The organism is Pectobacterium zantedeschiae (genome assembly GCF_004137795.1).
Classification (GTDB): domain Bacteria; phylum Pseudomonadota; class Gammaproteobacteria; order Enterobacterales; family Enterobacteriaceae; genus Pectobacterium; species Pectobacterium zantedeschiae.
Window position 1 is genome coordinate 98421 of the sequence record NZ_NWTM01000001.1, and the last position, 26069, is coordinate 124489.

Below are 26069 nucleotides of genomic sequence, written 5' to 3' on the forward strand. Positions count from 1 at the left end.
TTGTACTGAGGCGTAAGCTGGCTCAAGGGTGAGTGGCATGGACGCCACGAAAGCTAGTGCCGCGCCGGGAGCGCGTCACTGGCGGCCCGTGAAGAGACAGCTTGCGCCGAAGGCACCGCGTAGCGGTACAATTTAGCGCCAAAAGCCAGGGTTCCAAGGGCGACGGCAATTGAGCCGCCCTTGGTCGGGCGCGTTCGGGGCGCTACTAGAAAAATAGCGAACGTTAAGCGCACGAAACCTCTCCTAAATTAGCATTTACCTGTACTCATGTTCAGCTACGACAGTGACACATCTCTCTCTGGTGCTTTGCGCCGAATCGTCCTCAGTTTGTCGAAAAACAGATACACCACCGGGGTGGTATACAGCGTGAGGATCTGGCTCATCACCAGTCCGCCGACAATCGTGATACCGAGCGGCTGACGCAGTTCTGCACCGTCTCCGCTGGTCAGCACCAACGGCAGGGCACCAAATAGTGCGGCCAAGGTGGTCATCATAATCGGGCGGAAACGTAGCAGGCAGGCCTGGAAAATAGCGTCCTGTGCGCTTAGCTTACCGCTGCGTTGCGCTACCAGCGCAAAATCCACCATCATGATCGCGTTCTTCTTCACTATCCCAATCAACAACATAATGCCAATTAGCGCGACTAGGCTAAAGGGAGCGCCGAACCACTCCAGTGCCAACAGTGCCCCCACGCCCGCCGAGGGCAGGGTAGACAGAATTGTCAGCGGGTGTACATAGCTCTCATACAGCACGCCCAGCACGATATACACAGTGATAATTGCTGCCAGAATCAGCAACAGCTGGGAAGACTGCGATTGTTGGAATGCCTGCGCCGTACCGGAGAACTGGCCGCGTACCGCTGATGGCACGCCCAATGATGTCATGGTCCTTTCTATCGCCGCCGTTGCGCTGGAAAGGTCGGTGCCTTCCGGCAGGTTAAAAGAGATGGTTGAGGCTGCGGACAACCCCTGATGGTTAACCGACAGCGGCGCGTTGATCGGCTTCCAACTGGCAAAGTAAGAGAGCGGGATGGGTTTGCCTTCGTTATTGATGACAAACATTTTGTTCAGTGAGCTGACATCCTGCGTATAGGCATCATCCACTTCCATTACTACTTTGTATTGGTTTAACGGCTGGTAAATGGTCGAAATCTGACGCTGCCCGAAGGCATTGTTGAGTAGCGCATTGACGGCAGAGACGCTGATGCCGAGCTGCGCCATCGCATCACGATCGTAGGTTAACGCCATTTCCGCGCCTTTATCCTGTTGATCGGAGTTTACATCGGCCAGCTCAGGTAGTTTGCTAAAGGCCGCTCGGATCTTGGGTTCCCAGATACGCAACTCGCTCAAATCGTCAGACAGCAGCGTGTACTGATAGCCCGCGTTCGCTTCCCGTCCGCCGATTCGGATATCCTGCACCGGCATTAAAAACAGGTTGGCACCGGGTTCTTTCGCCAGCTTGATGCGCAGGCGGCTGATCACCTGCTGGGCTGAAACATCGCGTTCGGAAAGCGGCTTCAGCGAGATAAACATCGAACCGCTGTTGGTGCGAGAACCGCCAGTAAAACCGTTAACGTTATCCACTGCCGGGTCGCTGCTGACAATGGTCATAAAGTTCTGGAGTTTCACCGTCATGGCCTGAAAAGAAATGCTCTGGTCGGCCTGGATGAAGCCCATCAACCTGCCCGTATCCTGTTCAGGGAAGAAGGTCTTCGGAATGCTGATATACAGCCAAACGTTGAGTGCGATGGTTCCTAGCAGGAGCAGTAAAACCCAGCGCGCATGGTTGAGCACCCACTTCAGCGAGCGCCCGTAACCTTGTTGCATGGCGAGCAATACGCGATTAAAACCCCGTGTACGCGGCTGGCTGCGTTTGGGTACGGCACGCAGCAGTCGTGCGCACAGCATCGGTGTCAGCGTCAGCGAGATCAGTAGCGAAATCATGATCGCTACCGACAGCGTTACGGCGAATTCGCGGAATAGCCGCCCCGGTAAGCCGTCCATCAGCAACAGCGGGATGAACACCGCCACCAGTGACAGACTCATGGATAAGACGGTGAATCCAACCTCTCGCACACCCTGAAGCGACGCCTGTAGCGGTTTCATTCCGGCCTCAATATGGCGGGAAATATTCTCCAGCACCACGATGGCGTCATCCACCACGAAACCGGTGGCAATGGTCAGCGCCATCAGAGATAGGTTGTTCAGGCTGAAGCCACACAGATACATTGCGGCGAAGGTGCCGATCAGCGATACCGGTACGGCCAGCGCTGGAATGGCAGTTGCACGGCCGGAACGCAGGAACAGGAAGACGACCAGAATAACCAGTGCGACGGCAATAACCAGCGATTGCTCTACTTCCGCCAGCGACGCACGGATAGTGGGCGAACGATCCTGTGCGACATCCAACTGAATTTCGGCAGGCAGGCTAGCTCGTAGTTCCGGCATGGCAGCGCGTATGTTGTCTACGGTGGTAATAATGTTGGCATCCGGCGCGCGGCGAATCATGACCAGAATGGCGGGCTTCGAGTTCGCCATTCCAGCATTGCGGGAGTTTTGCACCGAATCTTCTACCGTCGCTACATCGCTCAGGCGGACGGCGGCCCCGTTGTTGTAGTGGATGATCAGCGGCGCATACGCATCGGCGGTTTTGAGCTCATCGTTGGTTTGTATCTGCCAGCTTTTCTGACTGTTTTCCACATTTCCCAGCGGCTGGCGCACGTTAGCCTGTGCGATGGCCTGCCGTACTTCATCAAGGGAAATACCCTGATTAAACAGCGCCACCGGATTCAGCGCGACGCGCACGGCGGGGAGCGAACTCCCGCCGATGGAGACATCGCCGACGCCTTCCATCTGAGAAATCTTCTGCGACAGTTGGGTCGAGGCAAAATCGTACAACTGCCCCTGGCTGTAGGTATCCGAGGTCAGCGTCAGGATCATGACGGGGGCGTCGGACGGATTGACTTTGCGATAGGTAGGGCGGCTCGACATGCCAGATGGCAGTAGATTCTGCGCTGCGTTAATCGCCGCCTGTACATCGCGCGCCGCACCGTTGATATCCCTGTCGAGATTAAACACCAAAATGACGCGCGTGCTGCCGAGCGAGCTGGTGGATGTCATCTCACTGACGCCTGCGATCCTGCCGAGTGCACGTTCCAACGGTGTCGCGACGGCAGAGGCCATGGTTTCCGGTGAGGCACCGGCCAGCGAGGCGCTAACCGAGATCACGGGGAAATCTACCTGCGGCAGTGGAGACACGGGCAGCAGGCGGAAGCCTAATATGCCACAGAGCGCGATGGCCAGCGTCAGCAGCAGGGTGGCGACGGGGCGGTGGATGAACAGGGCGAAGAACTTCACTCGGTTTCTTCCTCCTGACGCGCTAAACGACGAAAACGCGTCGCCAAACGGTCAAACAGCAGGTAAATCACCGGTGTAGTAAACAGCGTCAGAATCTGGCTCATGATCAGGCCACCGACCATACAAATACCCAGCGGCTGGCGCAGCTCTGCACCGACGCCAGTGCTCAGCATCAGCGGTAGCGCACTCAGTAATGCCGCCATGGTGGTCATCAAAATCGGCCGGAAACGCAGCAGACAAGCCTGATAAATGGCGTCATAAGGTTTCATGCCCTGTTCTCGCTCTGCCGCTAGCGCGAAATCGATCATCATGATGGCGTTCTTCTTCACGATCCCGATAAGCAGGATGATCCCAATAATGGCGATCACATCCAGCTCGTTCCCTGCCATCATCAGTGCTAATAGTGCGCCGACTCCTGCCGTTGGCAGCGTAGACAAGATCGTGATCGGATGGATAAAGCTTTCGTACAGCACGCCGAGCACAATGTACATGGCGACAATCGCAGCGACGATGAGCCACACGGTACTGCTTAGTGCCGATTGGAACGCCAGCGTACTGCCCTGAAAACGGGTGGTGATATCCGCAGGCAGATTCATCTGCTGTTCGGCCTGAGTGATGGCATCAACCGCTGCGCCCAGTGCATAGCCGCTTGTGACGTTAAAAGAGATCGTCGTCGACGGGAACTGGTCGATATGATTGATCGCCAGTGGCCCTTGGCGTTCTTCAATGGTGGCAATGCTGCTGAGCGGAATCGTACCGCCATCACTGCTGATGAGGCGCACGTCATTCAGTGCGTTCAGCCCGGTGTTGTTGGTCGTGTCGTGTTCCAGCACGACGCGGTACTGGCTCGCCTGAGTATAGATGGTGGAAACTAACCGCTGACCAAAGGCGTTGTACAGCGCGCTGTCAACCTGTGACATCGTAATACCCAGACGACTGGCGCTGTCGCGATTGACGTTGACATAGGCGACCGCCGCGCCGTCTTGCCAGTCGCTGCTGACATCCTCTAGCTGCGGTAGCTTTTTCAACTCGGTCATCAGCTTTGGTACCCAAACGCTCAGCTCATCCAGCGACATCGCCTGCAATGTAAACTGATATTGCGTGCGGCTAATCTGGGTGTCGATAGTGAGATCCTGCACCGGTTGCAGATAAAGCTGAATACCGGGAATCTGTGCGGTTTGCTGTTGCAGACGACTGATGATCTCTGGAATACGTTCGCTACGTTCACTGAGCGGTTTCAGGTTGATTTGCAGTCGCCCGCTGTTCAGCGCCGCGTTAGTACCGTCAACACCGATGAACGAGGAAACGCTCTCCACCGTCGGATCCTTCATGATGATGGATGCAACGCGCTGTTGGCGATCGGCCATATTGGTGAACGAGACCGTCTGCGGTGCCTGAACGGTGCCCTGAATGATGCCGTTATCCTGTATCGGGAAGAAGCCTTTCGGGATCCAGATATAGAGCAGGATGGTCAGCAACAGCGTACCGAGCGCAACGCTGAGCGTCAGCCACGGATGGTTCAGTACTTTACGCAGCCACGTGCCGTAGGCCTCGATCAGACGCGTGAAGAAACGCTCGCTGGCGCGGGTAAAACGGTTCTGTTTACGCAGCGACTGATGGCTCAGCATTCGTGCGCACATCATGGGGGTGAGCGTGAGCGAAACGACGGCGGAAATCAGGATAGATACCGCTAGCGTGACGGCAAACTCGCGGAACAGACGTCCAACGATATCACCCATAAACAGCAGCGGGATCAGCACGGCAATGAGGGAGAACGTCAGGGAAATAATGGTGAAGCCAATTTCTCCCGCGCCTTTCAGCGCCGCGTTAAGCGGTTTTTCCCCTTTTTCGATATAGCGGGCGATGTTTTCAATCACCACGATGGCGTCATCCACCACGAAACCGGTGGCGATAGTGAGCGCCATCAGCGTCAGGTTATTGATGGAAAAACCGAGAAAATACATGGCGGCAAAGGTGCCAACCAGCGATAGCGGTACGGCAATACTTGGGATCAGCGTGGCGACGGCGTTACGCAAGAATAGATAAATCACCATCACGACCAAAGCGATTGCCAGCAGCAGCTCAAACTGCACGTCTTTCACTGAGGCGCGAATGCTGGTGGTGCGGTCGGTTAATGTGGTGACGTCGACGGAGTTCGGCAGGCTGGCTTTTAACGCGGGTAGCATCTTGTTAATGCTGTCCGTGGTCGTGATGACGTTGGCACCCGGCTGGCGCTGAACGTTAATAATGATCGCCTGCTGCCGATTTGCCCAAGCTCCGAGATGAATATTCTCGGCGGCCTGTTCGATAGTTGCGACATCCTGAAGCCGCACCGGTGCGCCATTCTTCCACGTGACAATCAGCCTGCGATAATCATCAACGGACTTCATTTGATCGTTGGCGGATAGTGTCACAGAGCGCGTTGGACCATCCAGGCTACCCTTGGCGGAATTCACGTTGGCGGCGGTAATTGCGGTGCGGATCGTTTCGCTGGTCAGGCCGTACGCCGCCAGCGCTGGTGCGTTTAACCTTACCCGCACGGCCGGACGTTGGCCTCCGGCTAACGACACCAGCCCGACGCCCGCCACCTGAGAGATTTTCTGCGCGATGCGATTGTCCACCATGTCCTGCACCTGAGTCATCGACATCGCGCTGGAGGTGACGGCCAGCGTCATAATCGGCGGATCTGCCGGATTCACTTTGCTGTAGGTCGGTGGATAGGGAAGATCGTTTGGTAGCAGGTTACTTGCCGCATTGATGGCGGCCTGTACATCTTGTTCGGCGACGTCCAGCGATAGCTCAAGCTGGAACTGAAGCGTGATGACGGATGCGCCACCAGCGCTCTGCGTCGACATCTGTTTTAGCCCCGACATCTGGCCAAACTGCCGTTCCAGCGGCGCGGTAATCGCCGAGGTCACCACGTCGGGGCTGGCACCGGGATACAGGGTAATAACCTGTATTGTCGGGTAATCGACTTCGGGCAGGGCGGAAACTGGCAGCGCCCGATAGCCGATAATACCGGCCAACAGAATAGCGATCATCAGCAGCGTGGTTGCGACCGGCCGCAGAATAAACAGGCGCGACGGCCCGCCGCCGCTGGCTGGAACGTTATCCTGCATCAGGATTTCTCCCCAGCGATTGCGGGCGTTTTCTCTGTCAACGCTGAGGGCACGACTTCCACCTTCGCGCCTTCGGTCAGGCGGTCAATGCCGTCAGTCACGACCTGAACATCGGCATCCAGTCCGGCAGTCACCACAACGAGCTGACCATACTGAATGCTGGTCGTAACCTGACGCTTACTGACTTCGTTCTTATCATTCAGAATCCAGACGAAGCGGCCTTCATTACCCATTTGTACTGCGGCAGAAGGGGCGACGACGGCGTTTTTCAGCGTATCGACCTTCATGCGGATATTCACGAACTGGTTTGGGAATAGGGCATCATCCAGATTGTCGAAACGCGCCTTGAGCTTGATCGTGCCCGTAGTGGTGTCGATCTGGTTATCCATACTTAACAGAATGCCCTGCGAGAGTTTCTTTTGATTGGCGCGATCCCAGGCTTCCACTACAGGTTGTTGACCTGATTTCTGTGCGCTCAGAATCGTAGAAATTTCCGCTTCCGGTACGGTAAAGACGACATCGATAGGGTATGTCTGCGTAATTACAACAATGCCATTGGTGTCGCCGCTGGTGATGTAATTCCCCACGTCGACCTGTTTTAAGCCGACCCGCCCGCTGATAGGGGCGGTGATCTTACTGTAATCCAACTGGAGCTGTGCGCTGGCTACGGCACCTTCATCGGCTTTTAGCGTGCCTTCCGCCTGACGTACTGCGGCGGTCTGCGCATCCAACTCCTGACGCGAAATCAGGTTGGTTTTCACCAATTGCTGATAGCGTGCTAAATCCTGTCGGGCATTAGCCAGTGCGGCCTGATCTTTTGCCAGTTGTCCCTGTGCCTGCGTCAGCTCAACCTGAAAAGGGCGAGGGTCGATTTCTGCCAGCAGGTCGCCAGCCTTAACCTGTTGACCTTCCTGAAAGTGTAGCGCCATCAATTCCCCGTTCACCCGACTGCGTAGCGTCACGGTATTGGCTGCCGTCACGGTGCCTAAACCGGAGAGGTAATAGGGTACAGAGGCGGATTGCGTCAGCGCAGCCTGCACCGGAGCCAGCGTGCGCATGGCTGCACGGCGTCCGCCGCCACTGGCACCGTTTCCCGAATGTGACGTACGGGCGGCGTGCTGTTCATTCGTGCCAGAAACGGCTGGCGTCGTCTGGGTAAAATGGCGCCAGACCAGCACGGCAAGAGCGATAACGGCGGCAAATATCAGCAGGCCTCGGATACGTTTGGCATTCATAGTGATGGATTACTCTCTCCAGATTGCGTGTGAAGTACGATCTACCCGTCATTCTTCACGTTGCATGTGCGTAGGTAGGCACTTTCGCACGTTATTGAACCAATGACCTTATGTTACTAGTTTAAACAGTGGATGCCGGACAAAAATGAAGGAAATGTGGAAGATGTGTCAGGGTTTGTAGGAAAAAAAATCCGGCAGCGCTGGGCTACCGGATTGAGATAAACATTTTACAACGTGATGAGCGGTTACAGCACCAGACCGGCGATAGAGGCGGAAAGGATGCTCACGAGCGTGGAACCGTACACCAGTTTCAGACCAAAGCGGGAAACCACATTGCCCTGCTGCTCGTTCAGGCCTTTAATCGCGCCAGCAATAATACCGATGGACGAGAAGTTGGCGAAGGACACCAGGAACACAGACAGAATGCCCACGCTGCGCGGAGAAAGCTCGCCTGCCACCTTTTGCAGTTCCAGCATTGCAACAAATTCGTTAGAAACCAGTTTGGTTGCCATGATGCTACCAACCTGAAGGGCTTCATGAGACGGGATACCCATGATCCATGCGAACGGGTAGAACGCATAGCCAAGGACTTCCTGGAAGCTGATGCCAAAAATGGCGCTGAAAATCGCGTTGACCGCGGCGATCAGTGCAATGAAGCCGATCAGCATGGCTGCCACAATAACGGCCACTTTGAAGCCTGCCAGAATGTATTCGCCCAGCATTTCAAAGAAGCTTTGGTTCTCATGCAGATTACCCAACTGCAACTCCGGCTCTTCACCGACTTTGTAGGGGTTAATCAGTGACAGCACGATGAAGGTACTGAACATGTTCAGAATCAACGCGGCAACGACGAATTTGGCATCCAGCATAGACATATACGCACCGACGATGGACATCGAGACGGTGGACATGGCGGTAGCGGCCATGGTGTACATGCGTTTTTCGGACATCTTGCCCAGAATATCTTTATAGGCAATGAAGTTTTCGGACTGGCCGAGAATCAGTGAACTGACCGCGTTAAAGGATTCCAGCTTGCCCATGCCGTTCACTTTGGACAGAACGGTACCAATAGCGCGGATGATGATCGGCAACACTTTAATGTATTGCAGAATACCAATCAGCGCCGAAATGAAGACGATAGGGCAGAGCACTTTGAAGAAGAAGGAAATCAGGTTCTTCTCACTATTCACCATGTCACCGAATACGAAGTCTGTCCCTTGGCCTGCAAATCCGAGTAGTTTGTCGAAGACTGCTGCGAACCCTTTGACGACACCTAACCCAACGTTTGAGTACAGGAAGAAGTAAGCGAGCAGAATTTCGATGACGAGTAGCTGAATAATGAAACGAATACGAATGCTTTTACGATCGCGGCAGACAAGCAGTGCCAGCGCCGTAACAACAACCAGCGCCAGAATAAATTGCGCAATATGGGACAAGGACATGTGTGCTCCAAATATGAGGCAGGCCAAATTTTCCACGTCATTTTATGTAACGCGTGCACTAAAAATGAGAGGGAGAACGCAAAAAAACAATTATACCTTGGGATTTTATCTAAACTAAATGCTACGTCTCGTTATTTGCGCCTTTCTGGTCATTCATTATTCTTATTCCATACAGAAAGTTGCCTCGCCATACTTTAGATTGCGGGTTGGCGGGTATTTTTCATGATGTTTTCAGCATGATTCAAAAGGAGAGTGATTATGTCAGTATCAAATACCCCACGCGAGCTTGGACGTTCAGGAATCGTGGTTCCGCCATTTTCGTTTGGTGGTAATGTCTTTGGCTGGACGGTTGATGCATCGACGTCGTTCAGTCTGCTGGATGCGCTGGTGGCGCATCGGCTGAATTTCATTGATACCGCAGATGTTTATTCGCGCTGGGCACCTGGCAATCAGGGCGGTGAATCTGAAACGATCATCGGCAACTGGCTGAAAAAAAGCGGACAGCGCGACAAGGTTATTCTTGCCACCAAAGTCGGGATGGATTTGGGCGATGGCAAGAAAGGGCTGTCTCCCCGCTATATTCGGCAGGCGGTCGAGGCTTCATTACAGCGTTTGCAAACTGACTACATTGATCTCTATCAGGCACATACTGACGACAAAGATACGCCGCTGGAAGACACGTTGGCCACGTTTGATGCGCTGATTAAAGAGGGCAAGGTTCGTGCGATTGGGGCGTCTAACTACAGTGCAACGCGTCTGGCAGATGCGCTGAAGGTCAGTAAAGCCAATCATCTGGCGCGTTATGAAACCCTGCAACCGGAATACAATTTGTACGACAGGCAGGGGTATGAAGCCGCGTTAGAGCCGCTGGTGCGTGAGCAAGGGGTTGGGGTCATTAGCTATTATTCGCTAGCTAGCGGATTTCTGTCAGGAAAGTATCGCCAGCCGAAGGATGCGTCGAAAAGTGCGCGCGGGCAGGGCGTCGTGGAAAAATACCTTAACGAGCGCGGTCGCACTATTTTGGAAGCGCTGGATAGCGTGGCGAATGCGCATCATACGACGCCATCGCAGGTCGCGCTGGCATGGTTGATTGCACGTCCGAGCATTACGGCACCGATTGCCAGTGCGACGTCGCTGGAGCAGATCGCTGAACTGGCGAGTGCGACGCGGCTAGTGTTACCAGTAGAAGACATTGAGCTACTGAACCGCGCAAGTCGTTACTAATAACCAGACAGTTTTTTGAATGCGAGTCTTTTTATCCTACTTGTTAAATTAATTAACAGGACAGACAGTTATGAAGGACGATGTAACGCCAGAAAGTAGTATTTCCGTTGATTCTCAATCTCTTATCCAAACGCTAACCCGCATTGTCGGTAAGCCCCACATCTTAACCGATAAAAATAAAACCGAGCGTTATCGCAAAGGCTTTCGTTCGGGGAGCGGAGAGGCACTGGCGGTGGTTTTTCCCGCATCGCTACTCGAGCAGTGGCAGGTATTTAAAGCCAGTATTGAAGCGGGTTGTATCGTGCTGATGCAGGCCGCTAATACCGGTTTAACCGAAGGTTCCACCCCAAACGGTAATGATTACGATCGGGAAATCGTGATCGTCAATACCCTGCGTTTGGATAACGTTCAACTGCTGGATGAAGGGCGACAGGTTGTGGCGCTGCCGGGAAGTACTCTATGGCATCTTGAGCGCGTATTGAAACCGCTTGGACGTGAACCGCATTCTGTGATCGGTTCTTCGTGTATTGGCGCATCGGTGATTGGGGGAATTTGTAATAACTCCGGTGGTTCTTTGGTTCATCGTGGCCCGGCGTATACCGAAATGGCACTTTACGGCCGTGTTAACGAGCAAGGTCAGGTGGAGCTGATCAACCATCTGGGGATCAATTTGGGTGATACGCCGGAAGCGATCCTGACTCGTTTGGAATCGCAGCAATATGACGCGAAGGATGTCATTTATGATGAGCGTCAGGCATCCGACCACGACTATATTGAACGTGTGCGTAATGTCGATGCAGACACGCCGTCGCGCTTTAACGCCGATGAACGCCGCTTGTTTGAGGCCGCTGGCTGTGCAGGGAAACTGTCGGTTTTTGCTGTGCGTCTGGATACGTTTCCGGCGGAAAAATCCCAACAGGTTTTTTATATTGGGACGAATCAGCCGCAGGTATTAACGGAATTACGCCGCCATATGCTCGCCCATTTTAAAAATCTGCCAGTAGCGGGTGAGTATATGCACCGCGATATATTCGATATCGCCGAAATATACGGCAAAGATACGTTTATGATGATCGATAAACTGGGTACGGATAAATTGCCCATGTTCTTCAACCTGAAAGGGCAGATGGACGCGATCTTTAGCAAAGTGCCTTTCCTGCCGTCACATCTCGTGGATCGTACCATGCAGTTTCTCAGCCGCCTGCTGCCTTCTCATCTACCGGCGCGGATGAAAACGTATCGAGACCGTTTTGAACATCATTTGATGGTGAAAATGGCGGGCGATGGTATTGAGGAAGCACGCCGTTGGCTAGAACAGTATTTTCATGACGCTGACGGCGAGTTTTTTGCCTGTACGCCGGAAGAAGGTGCGAAGGCCTTTCTGCATCGCTTCGCCGCGGCGGGAGCCGCGATCCGCTATCATGCGGTACACAGCAATGAAGTGGAAAACATCTTGCCTCTGGACATTGCTCTGCGACGTAACGATCGTGAATGGTTCGAGCATTTGCCTGCGGAAATTAGCGATATGCTGGTGCATCGGTTGTATTACGGTCACTTCATGTGCCATGTCTTCCATCAGGATTATATTGTGAAGAAAGGCGTGGATGTTCATGAACTGAAAGAGAGAATGCTTGCTTTGCTCGATCAGCGTGGGGCGGAATATCCGGCAGAGCACAATGTCGGCCATCTCTATCAGGCTAAGCCACAGTTGAAAGCGTTTTATCAGAAAAGCGACCCTACCAATAGCCTGAACCCTGGAATAGGCAAAACCTCCAAGCTGAAAAACTGGGGCTGTACCTGCGGCGACGATCGCCACATCGGCCATTAAATAACCGATGCCGCTAACGAGCATGGGGCTTATCCGTTAGCGGCATCGTCTTAATGTGTTTCAGTCTTTAGCTCGTCGGCATGCTCTGCGTGATAAGTCAGAGATGCCGTAGTGTATTCATCACCGAACGGGACGAAAACGTGTTGCTAGTGTGCCTCTGCGCCGTCGTCTTCAAACCAGGCCGCCAATTCGCGCCGCAGGTTATCTGATTGGGTGCCGAAAATAGCCTGCACCTGATGACCGACAATAATCACGCCGATAGCGCCCAGCTTTTGCAGATTGTCGCTGTTGACCAGTCTCAGGCTGTGAACTTCGACTCGCAGACGGGTAATACAGGCATCCAGACTGACGATATTTTCTTTGCCGCCAAAGGCGCTCACTAACTGCTGCAAATTCTCTTTGTCTAGCGGTGAAGCGATTTCAATTTCGGTAATCTGCTTACCCAACATTGACGCGAACAATTTCCGAAAATTGTGAATCTTGCCCATCGTAGTCACCTCTTCGTTTGTTTATCAGCGTGCGTATGATAATGCCGTTCACCTAACATTACTGTTAGGCGAAACACGGTGATGAGGTTTTGTAGGAGCATTCATCACCGTGGTCGCTTCAGTATTGTGATGCTTAACTGACCGGCATGGGCCTTTACTGTAGCGCGCGGCGGAGAATCCGACAGCCGTAGCCTGACAGGTCGAGCGCCCCTGACAGCGTGCTGCCCGTGGTCATTTCCTCGTAGGCGGCAGGCAGCGTAATGTGCTGCGGCGTTGCCGTGTAATTCTGTACGAAGATAAATTCACTTTCTCCGTCATCGCGACGATGAGCGACAATGCCGTAAGGCAGATCGGTCGGTAGTGCTCGCGGTAGCTCCAGCGTCTGTATCAGCGTAGTGAAGAAATCACGCTGGAAGGCGAGGTCGTTGCGCGACGCGATGTAATAAGCCTGTCCTTTGCCGTAATCATTGACCGTAACGGCCGGACGTCCGGCATAGAAATCGCTGTCATAGGTCGCCAGCGCTCGCGCGCCTTCCAGATGAATCAGTTCGCACAGGTGCGTGACCTGATACGGGCCAGCCAGACGTTGCTCATTACCGTCCAGACCGCTGATGCTGTTGCTTTCATGATCGTACAGTCCATCGATCTCTTCCGCCCAGACCCCCATGATCGGACGAAGCGGGCCAGGGAAACCGTTTTGGTAGCACAGATCGGTTTCGTTAACGACGCCCGACAAGTAGGTGGTGACGAAGCGACCGCCTTGTTTGACGAAAGCATCGACACGTTCGGCAAAACCATCGCGCACCATGTAGAGCATCGGTGCAATCACGACCTGATAGCTGCTGAGGTCAACATCGGCGTTGATGATGTCCACTGCCACGCCCTGTTCCCAGAACGTCCGATAGTGATCGGTGACGGTTTTTTCATAGAATAGCCCCGCGTTGCGCGGCCCTTGAGCGTTATCCATCGCCCAGCGGCTTTCCCAGTCGAAAATGATGGCGACTTTAGCGTCAACTCGACTGCCTGCAACAGGGGCGAGTTTATTGAGTATTTCCCCCAATTCCTGCACTTCGCGCCCGACGCGGGTGTCGATATGCCCGACATGATCGACGACGGCACCGTGGAATTTCTCGACTGAACCACGGCTCTTACGCCACTGGAAATATTGCACGGAGTCTGAACCGTGTGCGACCGCCTGAAGCGAAGACAGAATGTGCATGCCCGGTTTTTTCAGCTTACTGATGGGCTGCCAGTTGGTTTGGCTCGGCGTTGATTCCATCAGATAGAAGGGCTTGCCACCTTTCAGCGTGCGCATCAGATCGTGATACATCGCGGTGTAGGCACCCAGCGTGCAGTCATCTTCCGCGTTATGCCACAGTGGGTAGCTGTCCCAGGAAATGAAATCGATCACCTTCGCCAACTGCCAGTAGTCGTAATCATAGAAATATTCCATGAAGTTCGTCGTGGTTGGCAGAGACGGATTTTCGGCTTTTAGCGGCACGATTTCTGCGGCACAGAAATCACTAACCTGTGAGGTGTTAAAGCGTTTCCAGTCCAGGTTCAGGCCGTGAATAGAGACTTCACCGATGGGTGACGGTGGTTCTAACTGCGACCAGTCGGTATAAGTATGGCTCCAGAAGGTGCTCCACCACGCTTTATTCAACGCGTCTATCGTGCCGTAGCGTGCTTTCAGCCAGCTCTGGAAGGTGCTGCGACAGGTATCACAGTGGCACTCGCCGCTGTATTCGTTGGAGATATGCCAGCCGATCACCGCAGGATGGTGCGAGTAGCGTTTTGCCAACTGGGTGTTCATTTGTTTTACTTTTTCGCGATAATTCGGCGAACTCAGGCAGTGGTTGTGGCGACCGCCGTGCAGCGCCTGTACGCGGTTGCTACCCACGCGCAGCACGTCCGGGTATTTCTGCGATAGCCAGGCCGGGCGAGCACCGCTGGGCGTTGCCAGAAAAACGAAGATCCCATTGGCATACAGCGTGTCGAGGATGCCGTCCAGCCAGCCAAACTCATAGCGACCTTCTTCCGGCTCAAGCCCGGACCAGCTGAAAATACCCACGGACATGATGTTGCACTGGGTCTGCTTCATCATCTCAATGTCTTTTTCCAGCACCTCTGGGTTATCTAGCCACTGGTCAGGGTTATAGTCAGCACCGTGCAGCAGAACGGGCACCTTGCTGCTTAGTGGGGGGAATTTGAACATCGTTCTCTCCTAAACGGGTTGTCAACGTGTTGAATTCGGTTTGCGTGCTTAGCGCTGATTAAACACTTTGATGGAAGGCAGGACGTTGCCTTTACAGTCGAACAGCGCCTGGTTTTCCCGCGCGTTGCCTTCTTTCCATTCATCGTTGTTGTATTTCATGCCAGCTTTCGTGGCCCAGGTTGCGCCGGGGGTAGGCAGCCAGATTGGCTCCCAATAGAAGATGCCTTTGCCGCGCTGATTGGGGACGTTGATGATGCTTTGCATCAGATCGTGCAGGTAATTGGCCTGACCCTGAACGGAAGCCGGATAGCCACCCGCATCCTGCTCTTTTTGCTGGAAGCTGTTTTCCGCGTTATCGCAGTTTTCCAGCGTATAGGCATAAGCGGCTTCAACCACGATAATATCTTTATTGTAGCGCTTGGTGACGTCGTTCATGTTGTACTGCAACGCGCTGATGGGGCCGTTCCAGTAAGTGTAGAATGAGGCACCGATAACATCGAATGGGACATTGCGTTTGACGATTTCATCAAACCACCAGATAAAGGTGTCGTTTTTGGTGCCTTCTGCCAGATGCAGCATGATTTTGACGTCATTCGCGCCTTGTACGTCCTTCACGCCCTGAATACCGGCTTTCAGTAACGCGGCAAGGCGATCGAACTCACCGCCACCCTGACCCCAGCTTTTTCCTTCCGGCCACAGCATCCCACCGTTCAGCTCGTTACCGATCTGCACCATATCCGGCATGACGCCTGCTTTCTGGAATTCGCTAATGGTGGCTTTGGTGTAGTCATGTACGGCAGTGGTGAGCTGTGCCACATTTAGGCCAGACCACGCTTTAGGTTTGTTCTGGTGGGCCGGATCGGTCCAGAAATCGCTGTAGTGGAAATCCAGCAGCACTTTCATACCGTTAGCTTTGGCCCGTTTAGCCAGCGCCAGCGTGGTGGCCAGATCGTTGTTACCACCACCATAGCCGTTACCGGTAGCATCTTTCGGATCGTTCCAGATGCGCAGGCGGATATAGTTAATTCCGTTCTCTTTCAGAATCAGCATGGCGTCTTTCTGTTTGCCATTCTCGTCATAAAATTTTCCGCCGTGCTTTTCCACTTCATTCAGCATGGAGATATCCGCGCCTTTAATGAAGTCGGCAGGGACGTTCGTCAACTTATTGATCGTCACATTCTCTGCGGCATACAGGGTTTGCGGCAGGGAGACGGTCAGCAGGCCAGTTGCCAACATGGCGGCCATCAGTACGCGTTTTTTCATTTTCATTTTACGTTCCTGGAATAGGTACAGATGTTGAGTAATTATCCTTTGGTTCCGCCTGACGTCAGGCCAGAGACAAAGTACTTTTGCAATGAAAGATAAAGAATGGCGACCGGCACCGCGATGAGCACGGCACCGGCGGCGTAGGTGGTATAGCTAGCGCCCATTTTTTGTGCGACCAGATTGTAAAGTCCGATAGGCAACGTGTACTGGTCCGGTGTGCGCAGGATGGTGCTGGAGAGAATGAAATCACCCAGCGGACCGGTAAACGAGAACAGGGCAATCACCGCGATGATCGGTTTGGACAGCGGCATGATGATCTCGATAAAGATGCGGAAGTTGCCCGCGCCGTCCATACGCGCGGACTCATCCAGATCTTTCGGAATGGCATCCAGATAGCCTTTCATCAGATAGGTGTTCATCGGGATCATGCCGCCGACGTAAACCAGTACCAGCGCAATATGGCTGTTCACCAGCCCCAGCATCTGTGCCAGTACGAAGATGGCGATCAGGGCAGAGAATTGCGGAATCATTTGCAACAACAGAAACAGCATCAGCCCGTTCTGGCGGCCGCGAAAGCGGAAGCGAGAGAATGAATACGCGGTGAAACTGACGCTGACGAGCGTCAAAATCATGGTCAGGAAGCTGATTTTCATCGAATTCCAGTACCATGCGGCATAGTCAATCTGGCCGTTGAACAGCTCCTCGTAGTGAATAAAGGAGAAGTTATCTGGGATGATCGACGTGTTGAGCAGGCTGCTGCCGGGATTAAGCGACGCGCCTACCGTCCAGATCAGCGGATAAATAATGATGACGGCCACAATCATCAGCAGCAGGTAGGTCAGGCCGAGTTTGATAAAATTCTGGCGTTTTACGCTGTGTTTTTTCATCTGCGCGCTTTCCTATGCCATGTTGTCTTGTTTGAAGGAATTGGTGGCGCGGAACTGCCACAGCGCGATTCCCACGACAAAAATCGATAGCAGAATAGTGATGCTGGCTGCGATCGCATATTGTGACGAAGACATGGTCAGCTTATAAATCCAGGACACCAGAATATCCGTCCCACCGGCGTTGGAACCGATCACCGCCGGGCCACCGTTGTTGAACAGATAAATGATATTGAAATTATTAAAGTTGAACGTGTACTGCGTGATGATGATCGGGGCAATGGAATAGAGCACCAGCGGCAGCGTGATGGTGGTCAGCTTGTACCAACTGCTGGCACCGTCAATGGTTGCTGCTTCGTACAAATCGTCAGGGATAGCCTGCAATACGCCCGTGGTCATGGCGAACACAAACGGGAAGCCTAACCAGGTCTGCATCAGAATCAGTGCGGTCTTGGTCCAGAACGGATCGGTCATCCACGCTTTGGGTTCAATCCCCAATGCGGCCAGAATACCGTTATTAATCACGCCAAATGTTTCGTTAAACATGCCCGCGAAGACCAGAATGGTGACGAAGCCTGGCACGGCCCACGGCAGGATCAGGATGGTGCGGATCAGCGGTTTGAAACGCAGGCCTTTCTGGTTCACCAGAATCGCTAGCAGGATGCCCACAGCACACTGAAGTGTGGTCGCAATCAGCGTCCAAATGACCGTCCATTGCAGCACGTCAAAGAACGTGGAACGCCAGAGATCGAGCCGGAAGATATTGATGAAATTCGTCATCCCAACCCAGTCGACCAGCTTGGCGGGCGGCGTGTGGTAGAGGTTGTAGTTGGTAAAGGCAATGGAGAAGCCGAAAATAATCGGGAAAACCACGACAAATACCAGCAGGATAAAGCCTGGTGTGATCATCAGATAAGGGAAGCCTTCGCTCAGCAGCATCTGATATTGCTTCTTCACGCTGTTCAGCGGCAGGCCTTTATCTCGTCTGGCACCGCACACGTAGGCATCGCGCAGGCTACAATAGTAGACGCCGACGCCAAAGGCGGCGACGATCACACTGATAATGCCTTTTGCCAGCAGGAAAATAGAGTGATCGCGCGGCAACTCGGTGCCTAATGTGATAAGCCCCCAGGCACCGTTTCGCAGGAAATCATGGAATATGCCGATGAAGCAGGCCATGACGATAAAGAAAAGCGCGCCTTTGACGAACTGGCGATTATAAATCTGTCCGAGTCCGGGGACGAGCGCCAGTAATACAGCCGTTCTGGCGTGACGATGTCCTCTTTCTTGTGGCGTAAGGCCGCTGGCGTTGACGGTCACATCTACCTCCATTTTCTTAAAAACATGGGTATCCCCACATCCCGAAATCTAGTGGGGATAAACAAGGGGAACCCATGTTGACCCACGATGGTGCAGTGGTTTACTGGTTACTGTGGTTAGCTTCGATCTGCATTTTTATTACCTTCACGGCGGATTCCAGCGCCGCTTTGGTGTCCTGCTTGCCCGTTACGCTCAGTTGCAGCGCGCTGTTGGCTGGCGTCCAGACTTCCTGCATTTCCGGTACGCTTGGCATAGGGACGGCATAACCAGACTGGATCGCGACTGCACGAGATTTTTCGTCATCTTTAATCAGTGGATCGTCAACTAATGCGGCGATCGGCGGGATTTCACCGGTCAACTGGAAGCGAACTTTGGCGTATTCCGGCTGATTGATGAACTCAATGAATTTCTGCGCCAGCTCTTTGTTTTTGGAATAAGTGGAGATGCTGTAGCCTTTCACGCCCAGCAGTGAACGTGGGTGTTCGCCGTTTGGCAGCAGCGGCAGTGGCGCTACACCATAGTTTACGCCCGCATTTTTGTACGGTTGGAACGCCCACGGACCGGTAATCACGGCAGCGGCTTTTTTCTCGGTAAACAGGGAATCGATCGCGTTAGCGCCGGTTTCACCGACGATGCCGGGCGGGAACAGACCATCAGCGTAGAATTTCTTGATGTAGTTGACGGCATCGATAGTGGCTTTTTTATCCAGGCCGATGTCTTTTACATTCGGTGAACCGTTGCTGTTTTGGCCGAAAATGTAGCCGCCCATTCCGGCGATGACGCCATAGGCGTAATAAATCTCATCAAATTTCGCCAGCAGACCATAGCGGCCTTCGGCACGTTGCTGTTTGGAGAAGGCGAACAGGTCGTCGAATTTTTCCGGCGGCTGTGGCATCAGGTCTTTGTTGTACACCAGCACGGTGGTTTCAACCGCTTTTGGTACGCCATACAGCTTACCGTTATAGGTTTGCGCTTCCAGTGCCGGTTTGGTGAAACTCGACAGGAACGTCTGATCCAACTTCAATTCGCTAATCAACCCCTGAACCACGGCGGTGCCAACCTGGTCGTGTGGCATAACTATCACGTCCGGGCCAATACCAGCTGGGCCATCCAGACGGAGTTTCTCAATCTGTTGAGCGTAAGGCGTTTCCAGTACTTTGATTTTGACATTGTTCTGTTTTTCAAAGGCTTTTATCGCATCAGCAATGCCATCGGATTTCTTGATATCTTCCCATACCAGAAGTTCTTTGTCGGCTGCCAGCGCTGATTTGCTGAGCACGCCGGTGATACCCAGTGAAATCATAATGACGGTGGTCAGTGTTTTCATTTTCATCATTAGTCCTCAAAGCCCTGGTGGGCCAATCATGGTCGGAAATCGTCGCGTACTTTCTGCTTTCGCCGTCCTTGTGCGATGTTGGTGTAACGTTACATCACACGGCAGTACACAGCAGAGAATGAAGCATCTAACAGTACGCGTAGTGTGGTGATCGTCGCTGTGTGGCGCTTGATGCTTTATTACGCGTTTTCCACAAAGTAGGGTAACGGTTACACCAGTGGCGATTACATTAAGCAGAGTGCGCCACGTCTGCCAGTGAAACATGTAAAGGCTGTGATCTTATGCACAAAAGTAACCCCCTGTTTGTGCAAACGGTTACACCATGCTGTTATATTGCGATTATGACCAGCGTGCAGGTAAGTCTGGCCGGATACTGATACGTCTGGAAGGGCTGCCGAGCCATTTTGAGCAGACGACCACTGGGCCGTTGTGACTCAGCGCTTATATTCTGAAAAGCAAAATTATCAAGAGGTTACTGTTATGGCGTCGATCCAGTTGGATAAAGTGAGTAAGCATTTTGGCAAAACGATTACGCTTCACGATGTGAATCTGACGATCGCGGATGGAGAGTTCGCCGTTTTTGTTGGGCCGTCTGGCTGCGGTAAGTCGACGCTGCTGAGAATGATTGCCGGACTGGAAGATGTCACGGGCGGTGAAATCATGATAGATGATGTCGTAGTGAATGATGTTGCTCCCGCGCATCGTGGCGTTGCCATGGTGTTTCAATCTTATGCGCTGTACCCGCACATGACCGTCGCCGAGAATATGGGCTACGGCCTGCGCGTTAATGGCGTGCCGAAAGACCAGATTAAGCACCAGATCGAAATGGTGGCGAAGACGCTGCAACTGTCTCATTTGCTGGAGCGCAAGCCGAAAGAGCTGTCTGGCGGCCAGCGCCAGCGCGTGGCGATAGGGCGTGCCATCGTGCGTAACCCGAAAGTGTTCCTGTTTGATGAACCGTTATCTAATCTTGATGCGGAGCTGCGTGTGGACATGCGATTGCATATCGCCAAGCTGCATCAGGAATTGAAAACGACCATGATCTATGTCACGCACGATCAGGTCGAGGCGATGACGCTGGCCGACAAAATTGTGGTGATGAATTACGGTAAAGTTGAGCAGGTTGGATCGCCGATGGAGCTTTATTATCATCCTGTTAACCAGTTTGTCGCGGGGTTCATCGGCTCGCCAAAAATGAACTTCCTGCCTGCGCAGGTTATCGACTGGACGCCGGATAGCTTGACGGTCAATGTCGCCGATCAGCTACAGCTTGAGCTGCCGATTCGTACCAGCGAGCTGAGCACGGGCAGCACGATAACCCTGGGGCTGCGGCCGGAACACGTTTCACCGGAAGGTGAGGGGATTCACCTGTCATTCGGCTGTGAGGTCGTCGAGCGTTTAGGTAACAGCACCTACCTGTTCGGCCAATGCTGCGGCATTGATAATTTCAAACTTCTTCTGGCGGGTGACAGCGCTTTCAAACCCTATGAACACATTGAGGTGTTCTTCTCCCCCACTAATTGTCTGGTGTTCAACGCCGATGGCTTGCGTATCAGTGCGTAGTTAAGTCGCTGAATCTAAATAGTCAAAATCCCCTACTAAACATAAACAGCGCCCTTAGCGGGCGCTGACTTTACTTCCGCTGTCTACGGCCTATTGTAGAAACTGTTTTTCTTTATGCTGACGCGGTGTAAGTGTTGCGTGCGTGTTAGGCATCTTATTTCTCTGTAACATCGTCACACGCCCGACAAGGCGCGCTCAATCGCCGCAGCGCCTTGACCACTGGCTTTTTGGCGTGATTCGCGCCGCTTCGCGATGCCTTCGGTGTTCATGCTCGCTATTCGGACCGTCTGCGACGCGCTCCCGGCGCGGCGCAGACTTTCGCGGCGTCCATGCCGCTCATCCGGCGATCATGTATACCTCAGCGCGATTTTTTACGCCGATGTAAGACAAATATTGAGTGGCTTGGATGATGCAGACGTTAGCTATAACGGAAAAAGGCCTTCGGTAGAAAGCCTTTTGGGAAATACCCGACGGGAATGATGAGCCCGTCGAGCTGAGGGTTAGTGCTGTATTACCACCAGGCTTCCGCCTGAATACCGAAGTTCACTGCATTGTTGCGATCGTCGTTGAAGCGGTTTTTATTCTCATTGCCACCGTTCAGATAAGAAACGAAGAAGCGCAGTTCCGGGCGGGTCAGCATCGGAATATCAGCGCTGAAAGCGTGCGCCAGCGTGTATTTTTGGCCGCTGTATTTGGTTTCCGTACCGCTCGTCCAACTGTCTTTTTTCTGATATGCGCCCGCTTCCAGATAGGTTTTTTGGTTCTTGGTCCAGGCATATTGGCCGCGACCTACCGCAGACAATAATTCCGTACTGTCGCGCCAGCGGCTGATTTCATCTGCTTTACCGTAGGTCAGGACATGGCTAAGGGAAATATTATCGGTGATCGGCAGATCACCTGCCTGAATGACACGATAGCCCTTGGCGCTGTCGTTGATGCTCCAGACGTCATACCAGCCGCCGCCCTGATCGACCATGTTGTGCGCCAGCCCTTTGTCGGCATATTGCAGCACCAGTTTCTGGTTGGATTTGAGGCCTGAGAAGTATTGGCTGAATTCGCCGGTGATCATCATCGAGTTTTTAGGATCGAATTTCTGTCCTTCCGCGAGGAAAATGTTTTTCTGGGTATCCGCTTCATTTGGCATTGCATAGGAGATGCCGAACTCTGTCCATGCGCCGTCCCACGGCTTCCAGCCTGCATAGCGCGCGTCCAGATAGTTGATGTTTAGATCGTTGTAGGTATCTTGTCTGGACGTACATTCCTGACTGTTCAAGCTGTTGCTACAGTCGACGTTCATGTTTTCGGCATCGGCACGAATCCAGGCAAAAGAGAACGCGCCTTCGCCCGCTTTGACGTTTTCGATCCCGGCACCTGCACCGGAAATATTCCAGTATTTGGTATCAATGATGTGTAAATCATGGCGCTGATAGTAGCGTTTCCCCGCCCAGACGGTAGCATCCGGCAGGCCGGGTACAAAGCCTTTTGCCTGAAGATTTAATTGGCGTAACCCAAACTCGGCATCGTCATCTTTTGTGGTTTCATTATCGTTCGAGCCGTTAGAGAACATGGAAATCATGCTGTCGAAGTAAAACGTTTTCCCATTTTCGTTATACAGCTGCTGCCCTAACTGGATTTCGCCGTAGGTGTCATCTTCGTTACCTAATCTTCCCACATAGTTCTTATCGGCTGTCTGTTGTTTTCCGTGGTTTGAAACACCCACGCCAGAACGGAAGTATCCTGAAAAATCGACAGAATAAGAAGGGGTTGCCAGCATTGCCAAACTCAGAGCAATGGATGTCGTCAGCAGTTTTCTTTTCATAATATACCTTTCGCTTATTCGGGTAAGAATGTGGATGTTCCAAATAACATGACGTGAACGGAGGTAAAACGTTTCCACTCATGGCGAAGGATTATGGGGGAATAAAATAATGCGTGACATGATTGTTCTCACAAAATACAAAAGAGTTACACCAAAATTTACACTGATTTAACGATGCTATAGGCTGTTTTTAGGCGACTCATCAGTGTTTATATGATGTTATTCGCTGTGTAATGGCGTGTAACTGGTTACACGTTTCGTATGTTAGCCTCAAATGCAGCATAAAATTTTTTTATGCCAGAATCGAAAACGTTTCTGAAAAACAGTGAAAGGGTGTCTGCGCAAGAGAAATAGAGAACAAGATGTGTGAGCTGAGAAGGGAAATGATGCCACTGCTTGCCTGATGTGCGGGTGTATTGCATCAGGCAAACAGAGTGATAAAAACGGTTATTTCTTACGGGCAGGGGGACTGACAGAATGGCGACGTACCAGCGTCGGGCTAAACATATTCGTGGTTTCACTGAGCTGTTTACCGTGGGATAACGCGATAGCTAACTCTGCCGCCTGAATGGCCATGGCGGAAACGGGATAGTGCACGGTGGTCAGGCGAGGGCGGAGGTAACGAGCGATCAATACGTCATCAAACCCTATCACCGACATATCCTGCGGCACGCTGATGCTGTTATCACTCAGGACGGAAAGGGCACCTGCCGCCATGGAATCGTTGTAGCACACTACTGCCGTCATATTGCCGCCCCGACTCAAAAGCTCCGTCATGGCAGACTCGCCACCGACTTCGTCTGGTGAGGCGCGTGCAATGAGGCGCTCATCCCGCGCGATACCGTGTTCTTGCAGTGCATCCATATAGCCTTGCAGACGGTCGACGGAGTCGGAAATTTGGTGGTTAGAGCAGAGAAAACCGATCTTCTGATGACCTTCCTGAATCAAATGGCGTGTTGCCAGCCAGGAACCATAGCGATCGTCGAGCGCAACGCAGCGGTTTTCATAACCCGGTAAGGTGCGGTTGATGAGCACCATATCAGGAATGTGGCTCATCAGGGCTGCTAGCTCCTCATCTGAAAGCATTTTTGCATGCACGATCAGCCCCGCGCAGCGATGGCGAATAAGCTGCTCAATGGCTTTCTTTTCCTGTTCTGCATTGTGGTAGCCGTTACCAATCAGCAGGAAGTTGCCCGTTGCCTGTGCAATTTGTTCGACAGATTTGACCATTGTCCCAAAAAAGGGATCGGACACATCCGCAACGACCAGCCCCATTGTCTCGGCACTTTGGTGCGCAAGCGCTCTGGCATTGGCATTCGGATGATATTGCAGCTCCGCCATGGCCTTGTGTACGGCTTCCCTTGAGGCGGTACTGGCTTTGGGCGAATTATTGATTACGCGCGAAACCGTAGCGACTGATACACCTGATAGACGAGCAACATCCTTTATTGTGGCCATTGGCATTCCTGAACGGTCAAATGCGTGGTGAGGCGGACCGCAGCCTAACGCACAAGCAAGTTAAAAGAAAAAATCGATTACTTATATTTATAAATGTACAGGTTTTTGCGGGATGTTACCTACCCGACCTCCTTTCCTTTTTGATCCAGACCGTACTTATGTGATCGCTATCAACAATCATCGGCTATTTCTCTCTTCCAAAATACCATTCTGAGGTTTAAATTTAGGGTAATCGATTACACTCATTCGGTGGCTAAACGATAGCAGTCTATCTGTATTCAGCATTATTACAGCTATTTTATCCATGGCTTATGGTGAAACTGATTACATTAACGGGGTTTTCTGGTTAGGTTTACTGTCTTTTTAAACGCTTTTTCCAGACGGCTGACAGGCTGTTAGCGCCCTACAATTGGCTGCGGATGGCTACCAGCGCTTTACCGAATTCGTATTTTGTATTGAGGAATAGCTTATGCAGTTTGAGCCAACTGAACATCCGCATCGCCGTTTTAACCCGCTGAAAGGCGAGTGGATTCTGGTTTCTCCACATCGTGCAAAACGCCCCTGGCAAGGTCAGCAGGATGAGCCAGATCGCGCCATGCCACCGTCTTACGATCCAACCTGTTATCTGTGTGCGGGCAATAAACGTATTACCGGCGATATCAACCCGCACTATCAAGGCACTTTTGTTTTTACCAATGATTTTTCGGCACTGATGGAAGATACGCCGGATGCACCGTCGGATGACGACGAGCTGTTCCGCGTGCAGCAAGCTCGTGGAGTAAGTCGTGTGATCTGTTTTTCTCCCGATCACAGCAAAAGCCTGCCACAGCTTTCTTTGCCAGCGTTGAAAACCGTGATTGACACGTGGAGCGATCAAACCGAGGAATTGGGAAGGCGCTATCCGTGGGTTCAGGTGTTTGAGAATAAAGGAACGATGATGGGGTGTTCTAATCCCCATCCACACGGTCAAGTTTGGGCAAATGATTTTCTACCGAACGAAGTACAGCGTGAGGATGAACAGCAGCGGGGGTATTTTTCCCGCCATGGTTCACCGTTACTGCTTGACTATGTGCAGCGGGAACAGGCTGACGGTTCGCGTATCGTAGTGGAAACCGAGCATTGGTTAGCCGTTGTCCCTTACTGGGCATCGTGGCCGTTTGAAACGCTAGTACTGCCCAAGTTTGCCGTGCAGAGATTACCACAGTTGAATGACATTCAGCGTGACGATCTGGCGCTGATGCTGAAAAAGCTGACCAGCCGTTACGACAATTTGTTCCAGTGTTCATTCCCCTATTCGATGGGGTGGCACGGTGCTCCGTTTAAGGGTGGAGACATCACGCACTGGCAACTACATGCCCATTTTTATCCCCCATTGTTACGTTCCGCCAGTGTACGCAAGTTTATGGTCGGCTATGAAATGCTGGCTGAAGCACAGCGAGATCTGACTGCTGAACAGGCCGCTGAACGTTTACGCAGCGTGAGTGATATCCATTTCCGTGAGCAAATTTGAGGTCAT

Annotated in this window: 16 protein-coding genes; 4 read left to right on the forward strand and 12 right to left on the reverse strand. The window is 52.6% G+C overall.

Annotated features, from left to right (window positions below; all coding sequences use genetic code 11):
- Positions 1 to 275 precede the first annotated feature (275 nt).
- From mdtC to CLR69_RS00505, 4 genes are all read right to left on the reverse strand, one after another.
- A complete protein-coding gene (gene mdtC, locus CLR69_RS00490) occupies positions 276 to 3356 on the reverse strand; it encodes a multidrug efflux RND transporter permease subunit MdtC (protein WP_129705123.1) in 3081 nt (1026 codons plus the stop codon).
- On the reverse strand, positions 3353 to 6475 hold the full coding sequence (locus tag CLR69_RS00495; protein ID WP_129711953.1) for an MdtB/MuxB family multidrug efflux RND transporter permease subunit: 3123 nt from the start codon (positions 6473 to 6475) through the stop codon (positions 3353 to 3355). The genes mdtC and CLR69_RS00495 overlap by 4 nt, the downstream gene beginning before the upstream one ends.
- Complete coding sequence (locus CLR69_RS00500; protein ID WP_129711952.1) at positions 6475 to 7710, reverse strand: MdtA/MuxA family multidrug efflux RND transporter periplasmic adaptor subunit; 1236 nt, start codon at positions 7708 to 7710, stop codon at positions 6475 to 6477. The genes CLR69_RS00495 and CLR69_RS00500 overlap by 1 nt, the downstream gene beginning before the upstream one ends.
- 245 nt (positions 7711 to 7955) lie before the next feature.
- Entirely contained in the window at positions 7956 to 9146 is a 1191-nt protein-coding gene (locus CLR69_RS00505) for a NupC/NupG family nucleoside CNT transporter (protein ID WP_129706268.1), read from the reverse strand.
- A 264-nt stretch (positions 9147 to 9410) separates the two neighbouring features.
- On the opposite strand from CLR69_RS00505, the gene CLR69_RS00510 reads away from it, so the two are divergent.
- The gene (locus tag CLR69_RS00510; RefSeq protein WP_129705129.1) at positions 9411 to 10376 is read left to right on the forward strand and encodes an aldo/keto reductase; all 966 of its coding nucleotides are present in this window, start codon (positions 9411 to 9413) and stop codon (positions 10374 to 10376) included.
- Between the two features lie 70 nt (positions 10377 to 10446).
- The gene (gene dld, locus CLR69_RS00515) at positions 10447 to 12204 is read left to right on the forward strand and encodes a D-lactate dehydrogenase (protein WP_129705131.1); all 1758 of its coding nucleotides are present in this window, start codon (positions 10447 to 10449) and stop codon (positions 12202 to 12204) included.
- A gap of 146 nt (positions 12205 to 12350) precedes the next feature.
- On the opposite strand, the gene CLR69_RS00520 is transcribed toward dld, so the two are convergent.
- From CLR69_RS00520 to CLR69_RS00545, 6 genes are all read right to left on the reverse strand, one after another.
- Positions 12351 to 12692 (reverse strand): glucose PTS transporter subunit EIIB, encoded by a 342-nt coding sequence (locus tag CLR69_RS00520; RefSeq protein ID WP_129705133.1) that lies wholly within the window; start codon positions 12690 to 12692, stop codon positions 12351 to 12353.
- 154 nt (positions 12693 to 12846) lie between these two features.
- Complete coding sequence (locus tag CLR69_RS00525) at positions 12847 to 14907, reverse strand: beta-galactosidase (protein WP_129705135.1); 2061 nt, start codon at positions 14905 to 14907, stop codon at positions 12847 to 12849.
- Between the two features lie 48 nt (positions 14908 to 14955).
- On the reverse strand, positions 14956 to 16176 hold the full coding sequence (locus CLR69_RS00530; RefSeq protein ID WP_129711951.1) for a glycoside hydrolase family 53 protein: 1221 nt from the start codon (positions 16174 to 16176) through the stop codon (positions 14956 to 14958).
- Positions 16177 to 16211: 35 nt separating this feature from the next.
- Positions 16212 to 17060, reverse strand: coding sequence for a sugar ABC transporter permease (locus tag CLR69_RS00535; RefSeq protein ID WP_129705139.1), 849 nt, complete (start codon positions 17058 to 17060; stop codon positions 16212 to 16214).
- 12 nt (positions 17061 to 17072) lie between these two features.
- Positions 17073 to 18389, reverse strand: coding sequence for a carbohydrate ABC transporter permease (locus CLR69_RS00540; RefSeq protein WP_129705142.1), 1317 nt, complete (start codon positions 18387 to 18389; stop codon positions 17073 to 17075).
- Between the two features lie 88 nt (positions 18390 to 18477).
- A complete protein-coding gene (locus CLR69_RS00545; RefSeq protein ID WP_129705144.1) occupies positions 18478 to 19710 on the reverse strand; it encodes an extracellular solute-binding protein in 1233 nt (410 codons plus the stop codon).
- 483 nt (positions 19711 to 20193) lie between these two features.
- Between CLR69_RS00545 and CLR69_RS00550 the strand changes: the two genes are divergently transcribed.
- The gene (locus tag CLR69_RS00550) at positions 20194 to 21276 is read left to right on the forward strand and encodes an ABC transporter ATP-binding protein (RefSeq protein ID WP_129711950.1); all 1083 of its coding nucleotides are present in this window, start codon (positions 20194 to 20196) and stop codon (positions 21274 to 21276) included.
- Between the two features lie 511 nt (positions 21277 to 21787).
- Here CLR69_RS00550 and CLR69_RS00555 read toward each other — a convergent pair.
- Together CLR69_RS00555 and galR are read right to left on the reverse strand one after the other, a co-directional pair.
- Entirely contained in the window at positions 21788 to 23095 is a 1308-nt protein-coding gene (locus CLR69_RS00555) for a maltoporin (RefSeq protein ID WP_129711949.1), read from the reverse strand.
- A gap of 447 nt (positions 23096 to 23542) precedes the next feature.
- Positions 23543 to 24553, reverse strand: coding sequence for an HTH-type transcriptional regulator GalR (gene galR / locus CLR69_RS00560; protein WP_129705150.1), 1011 nt, complete (start codon positions 24551 to 24553; stop codon positions 23543 to 23545).
- A gap of 469 nt (positions 24554 to 25022) precedes the next feature.
- Between galR and galT the strand changes: the two genes are divergently transcribed.
- Entirely contained in the window at positions 25023 to 26063 is a 1041-nt protein-coding gene (gene galT, locus CLR69_RS00565; RefSeq protein ID WP_129711948.1) for a galactose-1-phosphate uridylyltransferase, read from the forward strand.
- Positions 26064 to 26069 lie beyond the last annotated feature (6 nt).